Source organism: Natronospira sp., assembly GCF_007134575.1.
Taxonomy (GTDB): Bacteria; Pseudomonadota; Gammaproteobacteria; order Natronospirales; family Natronospiraceae; genus Natronospira; species Natronospira elongata.
Genome location: NZ_SLKM01000285.1, coordinates 1 through 9,880 on the forward strand (window position 1 = coordinate 1; position 9,880 = coordinate 9,880).

General features: G+C 61.8%; 6 protein-coding genes. 1 reads left to right on the forward strand and 5 read right to left on the reverse strand.

Features of this window, described 5'->3' with window-relative positions; translation table 11 throughout:
• Together ACJWXQ_RS11505 and purT are read right to left on the reverse strand one after the other, a co-directional pair.
• A partial coding sequence (locus tag ACJWXQ_RS11505) for an EAL domain-containing protein (RefSeq protein WP_406672846.1) occupies nt 1–1,119 on the reverse strand: 1,119 nt, incomplete at its 3' end.
• Nucleotides 1,120–1,213: 94 nt separating this feature from the next.
• The gene (purT, locus tag ACJWXQ_RS11510) at nt 1,214–2,401 is read right to left on the reverse strand and encodes a formate-dependent phosphoribosylglycinamide formyltransferase (protein ID WP_346051039.1); all 1,188 of its coding nucleotides are present in this window, start codon (nt 2,399–2,401) and stop codon (nt 1,214–1,216) included.
• Nucleotides 2,402–2,538: 137 nt separating this feature from the next.
• Here purT and ACJWXQ_RS11515 point away from each other — a divergent pair, with 137 nt between their 5' ends.
• The gene (locus ACJWXQ_RS11515) at nt 2,539–3,042 is read left to right on the forward strand and encodes an outer membrane beta-barrel protein (RefSeq protein ID WP_346051001.1); all 504 of its coding nucleotides are present in this window, start codon (nt 2,539–2,541) and stop codon (nt 3,040–3,042) included.
• Between the two features lie 65 nt (nt 3,043–3,107).
• Here ACJWXQ_RS11515 and pepN read toward each other — a convergent pair whose 3' ends face one another.
• The 3 genes from pepN to ACJWXQ_RS11530 are packed head-to-tail and all read right to left on the reverse strand — an operon-like array spanning nt 3,108 to nt 9,450.
• Nucleotides 3,108–5,744, reverse strand: coding sequence for an aminopeptidase N (gene pepN / locus ACJWXQ_RS11520; RefSeq protein WP_406672847.1), 2,637 nt, complete (start codon nt 5,742–5,744; stop codon nt 3,108–3,110).
• Nucleotides 5,737–8,310: an RND family transporter gene (locus ACJWXQ_RS11525; protein ID WP_406672848.1), complete on the reverse strand. Its 2,574-nt coding sequence runs from the start codon at nt 8,308–8,310 to the stop codon at nt 5,737–5,739. Before ACJWXQ_RS11525 ends, pepN begins: the two co-directional genes overlap by 8 nt.
• 6 nt (nt 8,311–8,316) lie before the next feature.
• Nucleotides 8,317–9,450 carry a pyridoxal-phosphate-dependent aminotransferase family protein gene (locus ACJWXQ_RS11530; RefSeq protein ID WP_406672849.1) on the reverse strand — a complete coding sequence of 378 codons (1,134 nt, stop codon included), beginning with the start codon at nt 9,448–9,450 and terminating at the stop codon, nt 8,317–8,319.
• Nucleotides 9,451–9,880 lie beyond the last annotated feature (430 nt).

Here is a 9,880-nt window from a genome sequence, read left to right on the forward strand (position 1 = left end):
CTCGGCGATGGTCTCCATGCCCAGCTCCTCGGCCAGTCCGACAATGGCACGAACGATGCGATAGCTCTTGGGATCACGGCCCATGGTGGAGACAAAACGCTGGTCGATCTTGAGGGTGTCCATGGGGAACTGATGGAGATAGCTGAGGCTGGAATAGCCGGTGCCGAAATCATCCAGGGCAATGCGCATGCCGTACTCCCGCAGCAGCTGGATGGCCGCCTGGGCATGGACCGGGTCGTCCACCAGCAGACTCTCAGTGATCTCCAGCTTGACCTGCTTGGGATCCACCCCTGAGGCCATCACCGCATCACCGATGGCGTCGATCTCCTGCAACTCGAACAACTGCCGAGCAGAGATGTTGATGCTCATGAACAGCGGCGTCCGGGAGCGAGGCGCGGGTTCAGGCGCAGCCTCGGCCAGGGCCGTCAACGGCGGTCTCGGCCCGGATCCCCGGCCCACCAGCATCTGAAAGGCCTTTAGGGCATTGAGGGCTTCACCCAATACCCAGCGGCCAATGGCCACGATCTGCCCGGTGCGCTCGGCGAGGGGAATGAACTCGGTCGGATAGACCAGCCCCCGGCGAGGATGGCGCCAGCGCAACAAGGCCTCGAAACCGATGGTCTGGCCGCCCCGCATGGAAATGATCGGCTGGTAGTGCAACTCGAACTGCTGTTCCTCGATGGCCTGCTGAATTTCCTTCTCCGTGGCCAGGTCACGGCGGGCCTTCTGTTCCAGCGGCTGGCGGGCATCAACGGTATCGGCGTGCTGCAGCATGAACTGCTGGGTCCACTGAAAGCGGCCCAGATTGACCTGAAGGAGCTTGCGCAGGAGAGGGTTGGCGGTCTTGATGGCCGCATCCAGCTGCTCGGCATTGATGCTGACCACCTCGGTGTCTTCCACCGCCACGGCCGTCGCGGAACGGGTCTGCTGATTGATCAGTGCCAGCTCGCCGAACAATTCGCCGCTGCCAAGCCGGGCGAGGACCACCTTGCGCCCGGCCTTGTCGGTGGAAATCTCCACTGCCCCCCGATCGATGAAATAGGCCCGGTCTCCCCGGTCCCCCTGGGCAAAGATCTCCTGCCCGGCGGCAAAATGCTGTCTGGGCAGTTTCTGCGCCATGCCTTTTCTCCCCTGAATGATCATTGACACCCTTCGGTGCCATTCCCCTTGAGCTTAGCAGGCCGGCGGCCGCTGGCGGGAACGCTGACCGACCCTAGCCCCCCAGGTCCACCCGAATGGCCTTGCGGGCCCGGTCGGCACGCGCAACGGCCTCTTCCACGTTTTCCCCCAGGGCCAGGGTCACACCCATGCGGCGCGCCCCCCGGACTTCCGGTTTGCCGAACAGGCGGAGATCGGTGTCCGGCTCCGCCAGGGCCCGGTCCAGGCCCGAAAAGCTGACCCGATTGGACTCGCCGCGCACCACCAGGGCGGCCGACGCGGATGGCCCGCGCTGACGAATCGCCGGAATGGGCAGACCGAGGATGGCTCGGGCATGAAGCTCGAATTCGGACAGATCCTGGGAGATCAGGGTCACCAACCCGGTGTCATGGGGGCGTGGAGAGACTTCACTGAACCAGACCTGATCACCCTTGACGAACAGTTCAACACCAAATACGCCGTAGCCACCCAGAGCGGCGGTCACCGCTTCGGCAATCTCTTGTGACCGGGCCAGGGCGGCCTCGGACATGGCCTGGGGCTGCCAGGACTCGCGATAATCCCCATCCTCCTGGCGATGACCAATGGGCGCACAAAAGCGGGTGCCATCCCGGTGACGAACGGTCAGCAGAGTGATTTCATAATCGAAATCCACAAAGCCTTCCACGATCACTCTTCCGGCACCGGCTCGGCCACCCGACTGGGCATACTCCCAGGCAGACTGAATATCCGATTCTCGCCGCACCAGACTCTGTCCCTTGCCGGACGACGACATGATCGGCTTGACCACACAGGGCAGGCCCACGGCCATGACGGCCTCGCGATAACTGTCTTCACTGTCGGCAAAACGATAGGGGGAGGTAGGAAGCCCCAGCTCCTCGGCCGCCAGCCGACGGATGCCTTCACGGTTCATGGTCAATTGGGTGGCCCGCGCGGTTGGCACCACATTGAAACCCTGGCTCTCCAGCTCCACCAGGGCCTCGGTGGCAATTGCTTCGACCTCCGGCACCACCAGATGGGGCAGTTCCTTCTGCACCAGACCACTCAAGGCATCTGCATCCAGCATATCGATGACATGATGGCGATGCGCCACCTGCATGGCCGGTGCGTCCGCATAGCGATCCACGGCAATCACCTCACAACCCAGTCGCTGCAAGGCAATCACCACTTCCTTGCCCAGCTCACCGCTGCCGAGCAGCATGACCCGCCGTGCCCCGGCCGAGCCTGGAGTACCAATCTCCGTCATGTCCACCTCGATGGATATCCACAGGGAAAGTTCTGGCACAGTATAACCATGCCGGCGCCGACCCGTGGAAATCCGCCGCCGGTAAGGCTATCCTGCGCGGGAACGAGCCGTCTTAATTCATCACGAGGACCAAGACCATGAACAAGCACATCATCGCCGGCCTGGTATTGGCCGGCAGCGTTGCCGCCGCCCCGGCCGCCAAGGCCCTGCCCCTGATCGACATCGGCGTGGGTGCCGGTGTGCTCACCATGGAGGACGACTCCGATGGCGCCGCAGCGGTCAGCGCTCTGGTGGGAGTGAACATCCCCGCCACCCCCTTTGGCGTGGAAGGCACCTTCACCCAGACCATCAGCGATGGCAGCTTCGACTTCAATGGCGGCAGCCTCGACTACAGCGGTAACCAGCTGGGCGCCTTCGTCACCGCCAACACCCCGACGCCGGGCATCAAGGTCAAGGGCAAGCTGGGCATGGTCCGTTCCGACTTCGACTTCGACGGCATGGGCAGTGCCTCCAGCACCGACTTCGCCTTTGGCGCGGCAGTCATCTTCACCAGTTGGCAACTGGAGTGGACCCGCACCAAGGTCGATGATGGCGGTGTTGATCAGGACATCGACTACATCAGCATCAGTTACGTCTGGTAAGCCGGGCGGCAACCCCTTCCACTACCCCGACCCGCCGACTCTGTCGGCGGGTTTTTTATGCCCCCTCAACCTGACTCCGCCAGGGCTCGGCCAACGATTTCGGCCACATCGCGACTGAGATCAGCCTGCTTGATGCGGCTGAGCTCTCCATGCATGGCCTCGCGGCGCACCGCTTCCATGCGACGCCAGGGATTGAAGACGCTGACCAGGCGGGCGGCAATGGCCGGGTTGATACGATCCAGCTTCAGAACCACATCCGCGATCAGTCGATAGCCGCTGCCATCGGCGGCGTGAAAGGCACGCCGATTGCCATTGGCGAAAGCGCCGTAAAGGGCCCGAACCTTGTTGGGATTGGTCAGCTTGAAGGCCGGATGTTCTGCCAATTCACGGACACGCGCCACGGGATCGCCGTCACTGCGCTGGGCCTGGAGGGAGAACCACTTGTCCACCACCAGGGGCTGGGCCTGCCACTGCTGGTAGAAATCCGCCAGTACCGTTTCCGCCGCCGGATGCCCTTCCAGCACCATGGCCCGAAGGGCCGCCATCTGGTCGGTCATGTTATCCGCGCGACGATATTGATTCAGTGCCAGTTCCTGCATGGCCGTGTCATCCAGCACTGCCAGATAGGAAAGGGCCAGATTGCGCAGTCGGCGACGAAGGATATCCGCGGGCCGGACCTGGTAGGGCCCGCTGTCCGCCAGTGACTCGTAAAGGCTATGCCATTGACTGGAGAAGGCCTCGGCCAACTGCCGACGCAGGGCCTGGCGGGCATCGGCAATGGCCACCGGATTGACCACCGCTACCTGCTCGGCCAGCCAGGTTTCCGCCGGCAGGGTCAGGGCCTCGACCCTCAGGCCCGGGTCCGCGTCATCGTCTGCCAGCAGGGCGGCCACGGCGGCCTGAATACTCTCCGGGAACCGGGCTGGTTCACCATCGGCGATGGATTGCTGGGCCTCGATCAAGGCCCCGGAATACAGTCGCTGGGACGCCTCCCAACGGTTGAAGGCATCCTGGTCATGGGCCATGAGCAACGACAGCGCCTCATCGCTCTGCTGGTGCTCGAGTTTGACCGGCGCGGAAAAGCCACGAAGCAGTGAAAGGACCGGGGCTTCGGCAATGGATTCAAAGACGAAGGTCTTCTCGGCCTGATCCAGGATCAGCACCGTCTCCTCTCCCCGTGCCTGCGCCTCACCCTCAAGCTTGAGTGGCAGCGCCCGGCCCTGGCTATCGAGCAGCCCGAGGGCCACCGGAATCAGGGTTGCCTGCTTGCCCTTTTGCCCCGGGGTATCGGGAATGGACTGGCGCAAGGTCAGATGCAAACGCGCGCTTTCCGGCTCATGCCGGCTCTCCACGCTGACCACCGGGGTACCGGCCTGGTCATACCAGCGCTGCATCAATGACAGATCCTGTCCATTGGCATCGGCCATGGCGGCGAGGAAGTCCTCGGTGGTTACCGCCTGCCCGTCATGGCGCTGGAAGTAGAGACGCATGCCCTTCTGGAACCCTTCCTCGCCCAGCAGACTGTGATACAGGCGCACCACCTCCGCGCCCTTGATGTAGACCGTGGCGGTGTAGAAATTGTTGATTTCCTGATACTCCGGCGGTCTCACCGGATGGGCCATGGGACCGGCATCCTCCGGAAACTGTCCCGCCCGCAGGGTCTTCACGTCCTCGATTCGCTTCACCGCCCGCGAATTGCGGTCAGCGGAAAACTCCTGATCCCGAAACACGGTCAACCCTTCCTTGAGACTGAGCTGGAACCAGTCACGGCAGGTCACCCGATTACCGGTCCAGTTATGGAAGTACTCGTGACCGATCACCGATTCGATACCCAGATAATCCTGATCGGTGGCGGTATCGGGCCGGGCCAGCACGAAGCAGGAATTGAAGATGTTCAGGCCCTTGTTTTCCATCGCCCCCATATTGAAGTCATCGGTGGCGACGATGTTGTAGACATCCAGGTCATAGCTCAGGCCGAAGCGTTCCTCGTCCCAGCGCATGGCATTGACCAGCGACTCCATGGCGAAATCGCACTGGTCCATATTGCGATGCTCGGCATAGACCCTGAGCGTCACCTTGCGGCCTTCAGCGGTGGTGAAATCACGCTCTATATGCCCAAGGTCACCCGCCACCAGGGCGAAGAGATAACTGGGCTTGGGATGGGGGTCATGCCATTCCGCAAAATGACGACCGCCTTCCAGTTCGCCGCTGTCCACGGGATTGCCGTTGGAGAGCAGCACCGGATAACGCTCCCGGTCCGCTTCCAGGCGGACCCGGAACTCGGCCATCACATCGGGACGGTCGGGGTAATAGCTGATCCGCCGAAAACCCTCGGCCTCACATTGGGTGAGCAGAAAATCGGCGGATTGGTACAGCCCTTCAAGGGCGGTATTCTTCGCGGGCTCAATACGATTGACCACGGTCACTTCCGCCTGGTCCCCGTTGATGTTCAGCGTCAGCCCTTCATCATCCAGTTCATAATCCGATGCACTGAGCTTGCACCCATCCAGATGAATGCTTTCCAGCTTCATCTGCTCCCCGTCCAGCCGCAGCGGACCCTCTGCCACACGCCGCAGTTGCATATGGTTGTGCACCCGAGTGTCATCGGCGTCCAGCTCAAATCGCAGGGACACTGACTCTACCTGCCAGGCCGGGGGCTGGTACTCGGAAAGCCGAATGGTTCTTGCCTGTTGCTCACGCATGGGAATTCACCGAAAAAGGTTTGAGCCGGCACAGCAGGGCCGGCAACAGGAACAGGTTGCTCACCAGGGCAAAGGCCATGGCCACACCGGTCAGCAAGCCGAAATAGATCGTAGGCATGAAGTTTGACAGGGCCAGAATGGAGAAGCCCGCGATAATGATTACCGTGGTATATACCATGGCCCGACCCACCTGCACATGACTTTCCAGCATCGCCCCGTAATACTCGGCACCACCCCGGATTTCATCGCGGAAACGATGGGTGTAATGGATGGTGTCGTGGATGCCGATGCCAATGGTAATGGCGGCAATGGTCATGGTCATGATATCCAGGGGCAGGCCCACCCAGCCCATTAGGCCCATGACACCGAGCGAGGCCACCAGCGTCGGCAGGGGCCCGATCACCGCCATTCTCAGAGACCGGAACAGCAGGCCGAACATCAGCATCATGGCGGAAAAGACCACCAACAGGGTAATGAACTGGGAGCGCTGCAGGCTCTGCATGACATTGTTATAAAGCACCAGCATACCGCTGAGATTGACCTGCTCCGGCCCCAGCTCGAACTTCTCCTGGAGTTCTCCCTCAATCTGCTTCAACAGGCGATCCCGCTCCAGGTTGGGATCGGAATCAATCACTCGGATGTCATAGCGGATCTGATGACCATCCTCACTCATGAAGGGGTGCAATAGAATCTCGGCCAGGTCCTCGGGCAGACGCTCGAACAAAATGCCCAATTCAAAGGCATTGAGCTGACGCCCCTGATTCAGGTGCCGGACCACCTTGAGGGTCGTGGCCACCGACAGGACCTTACCGGTTTCCGGTCGCTCTTCCAGATAGTCATGGATGGCTTCCACGACTTCCAGCTGGTATTCATTGAACCAGTAACCACCGATGGGACCGGGCTCGTCGTCCGCGTCCATATCATCCCAGTCACCTCCCCATTCATCATCGCCCCAATCGTCATCGCCCCACTCATCGTTCACCGCCTCGCCGGTTTCGGGGCGTTCAACATCCGCCTCGCCGGGGGCTTCGCCATTGTCTTCCAGGAAACGGGCACTGGGGTCCAGGACCACGTCCAGGGGGGTGGTCCCGCCCAGTTCCTGATCGATCAGCGCCATGCCCTGATAGATCTCGGTATCGGTCTTGAAGTAATCAATGAAACGGTTCTCAACCGTGATCCGGCTGATGCCGATCACCGAAACCACCACCAGCAGCAGAAAGACCGCAATCACCGGCCATTCCCGGCCTTGCACCAGGCCGGCGATACCGCGATTCATTCGTGCGGTCACGTCCCGGCGCAGGACCGGCACCTTGCCCGGTGCCAGCTTCGCCAAAGCCGCGGGAAAGAGGGTGAAGGTCAGCAGGAAGGCAAAGGCCACCGCACAGGCCATCATCAGACCGAAATCGATCACCGGCCGGATCTCTGCAAAGCTCATGGCACCAAAAGCGATCACGGTGGTCAGGGCGGTATAAAGTGACGGCATGAACTTGCTGCGGATGGTTTCCGCCATCAGCCAGCGGCCGTCCGCCTCCGGTCTGCCCATATGCAGTTCCCGATGGCGCACGATCAGATGCACCATCAGGGACAGGGTAAGAATCAGAATCAGGGAAATGAAATTGGAGGAGACCACAGTCACCGGCCAGCTCATGAAACCGAGAAAGCCGACCATGATCAGAACCACGCCACCGCAGACCACACTGGGCACCAGGACCCAGCGTAGACGCTGGAAGGTAAAGGCCAGCAACAGCAGAATGAACAGGGCCACACCCAGGCCAAAGGTGGCAATGTCGTTGCGGACAAAATCAATCATGTCCACCGCGATCATCGGCACCCCACCCAGATGAATCCGGGCCCCGTCCCGGTGGCGGTCGAGAATCTCGCGCACCTGGGCGATGGTCTTTTCAAGCTCGGCCTGGGCCGCAGTGCTCATCGGCCCGAGTCGTTCATTGAGAGACTCAAGCTCCCCGCGCTCATCGCCATCAAGCCCGTCACGGGCACGCTGGATACGCAGCTCGTCCCGGCGCTGCAGGAGGCTCCGCAATTCCTCGTCCTGAGTCATGGTCAACAACAGCGCCGTGGTATCGGCGTCCTGATTCATGATCAGATCACGATAGATCGGGCTGGAGCGAAACTCCTCCCGCGCCAGATCCCGGTCCACACCGCCGTCTTCCAGGGTTCGCGGCCCGGCTTCGAGCTCGGCCAGGCTGACCCGCGGGCTGTCCAGCAGAGGGACATCCAGCAGACTCATCACCGAGTCCACGGCTTCCAGTTCAGCCAGTTCATCCCGCAGGGCGGCAATGCGACCCAGCGATTCATCACTGAACAACTCCGCGTCCGGGGTGAAGGTAACGATGAGAAAATCATCGGAACCGTAGCGGGCCCGGATCTCCCGGTAGTAGTACATGGACTCGTCGCCCTCGATCATCAGCGACTCGGCCGAGGCGTCCAGATGGAAGCGGTGGACCTGAGTGCCGGCAGCGGCAAACACGGCCAGCACGATCAGGATGACCAGCCAGGGGCTATCCAGAACCAGTCTGAAATAATGGCGGCTTAGAGCCTCAAACATGCGGGGTCACTCCCATGAGTCCGACTGTTTCATCGCCCCGAGGGCGGTCAGCAAACGCTCGATCTTATCTTCCCGGCAGGTCTCGCCCATCAGACCGATCCGCCAGACCTTGCCGGCCAGGGGCCCCAGCCCGGCACCGATTTCGATGCCATGATCCTCAAGGAGCTTTCCGCGCACGGCGCCATCATCAACGCCTTCGGGAATGCGCACGGCATTAAGCTGCGGCAGGCGCTCATCGGCCGGCACCAGCAGCGACAGGCCCAGGGCTTCAAGACCGGCGACCAGTTTCTCATGGATCCGCCGATGACGCTCCCAGGACGCGGACAGGCCCTCTTCTTTCAGCACCAGAAGCGATTCATGCAGGCTGTATAGGGCATTGACCGGGGCGGTGTGATGATAGGCCCGTTGCCCGCCACTGCCCCAGTAGTTCATCACCAGACTGAAATCCATGAACCAGCTCTGCACCGGCACCTGCCGGTTGCGGATACGCTCGGCGGCCCGCTCACTCAAGGTGACCGGTGACAGCCCCGGCGGGCAGGACAGGCATTTCTGGGTCCCGGCATAGGCCGCATCCACGCCCCAGGCGTCCACTTCCACGGGAATCCCGCCCAGGGCGGTGACGCAATCCATGATGCTGAGACAATCATGCTCACGGGCGAGTGCGGCCAGGGCCTGGCCGTCGGAGCGGGCACCGGTGGAGGTCTCGGCCTGAACAAAGGCAAGCACCCGGGCATCCGGGTTGGCCTTCAGAGCGGCCTCGACCTGAGCCACATCCACGGCACGGCCCCATTCCTGGTCCACGGTGACCACCTCGGCCCCAATGCGCTCACTCATCTCCAGCATGCGCTGACCGAAGGCGCCATTGCGACAGACGACGATCTTGTCACCCGGCTCCAGCAGATTGGCGAAGCAGGCCTCCATGCCGGCGGTGCCCGGTCCCGAAACCGGCAGGGTCAGGGCATTCTCGGTACGAAAGACCCACTGCAACAGGCCCTTTAGCTCATCCATGAAGGCGATGAAGGCCGGGTCCAGATGACCAATGGTGGGCCGCGCCGCGGCCTCACGCACCCGCCGGGAAACATCCGAGGGCCCTGGGCCCATGAGTAGCCGCTCCGGCGGCTGGAATGACTGCTGCTTCATGCTGTAGTTCTCCCATGCAATGGATTGGGCGACTTCGATTTCCTGTTTTGCGGCTTCGAGGCCGGTGACTCCGTCAGTTGCAGTTCCTGAGCCAATTCGTCATATCCATCCCAGATCTGATGGTGCCCACAAAGAGCCACGTCAACCGGCACGGCGGTAGGTGGCGTAGCAGGGGCTGGGGACCCTTTTCCAGGATTGTGGGCGACAGGGGTGAGGCAAGACCGATGGTCCGGTGGACCATCGCAGCTTGCCGAACGACCGCACAGGGATGTGCGGGCTGGACCGGAAGACGGAGCAGGAAAGCGCAGTCTTTCGGTCGCCCCCAAAGCCTACAGGGATGTATCTACGGCGATGAGATGGTCTCCTCCCTCCTTCATCACTCGGCGTCGATGCGCCATGATGGAAGCTCGGAAAAAAACCCATCAATGGA

Bases quoted from the DNA above. Each gene is read 5' to 3' on its own strand.
- purT (WP_346051039.1), bottom strand. From the start codon at position 2,401: ATGACGGAGATTGGTACTCCAGGCTCGGCCGGGGCACGGCGGGTCATG.
- ACJWXQ_RS11515 (WP_346051001.1), top strand. From the start codon at position 2,539: ATGAACAAGCACATCATCGCCGGCCTGGTATTGGCCGGCAGCGTTGCC.
- pepN (WP_406672847.1), bottom strand. From the start codon at position 5,744: ATGCGTGAGCAACAGGCAAGAACCATTCGGCTTTCCGAGTACCAGCCC.
- ACJWXQ_RS11525 (WP_406672848.1), bottom strand. From the start codon at position 8,310: ATGTTTGAGGCTCTAAGCCGCCATTATTTCAGACTGGTTCTGGATAGC.
- ACJWXQ_RS11530 (WP_406672849.1), bottom strand. From the start codon at position 9,450: ATGAAGCAGCAGTCATTCCAGCCGCCGGAGCGGCTACTCATGGGCCCA.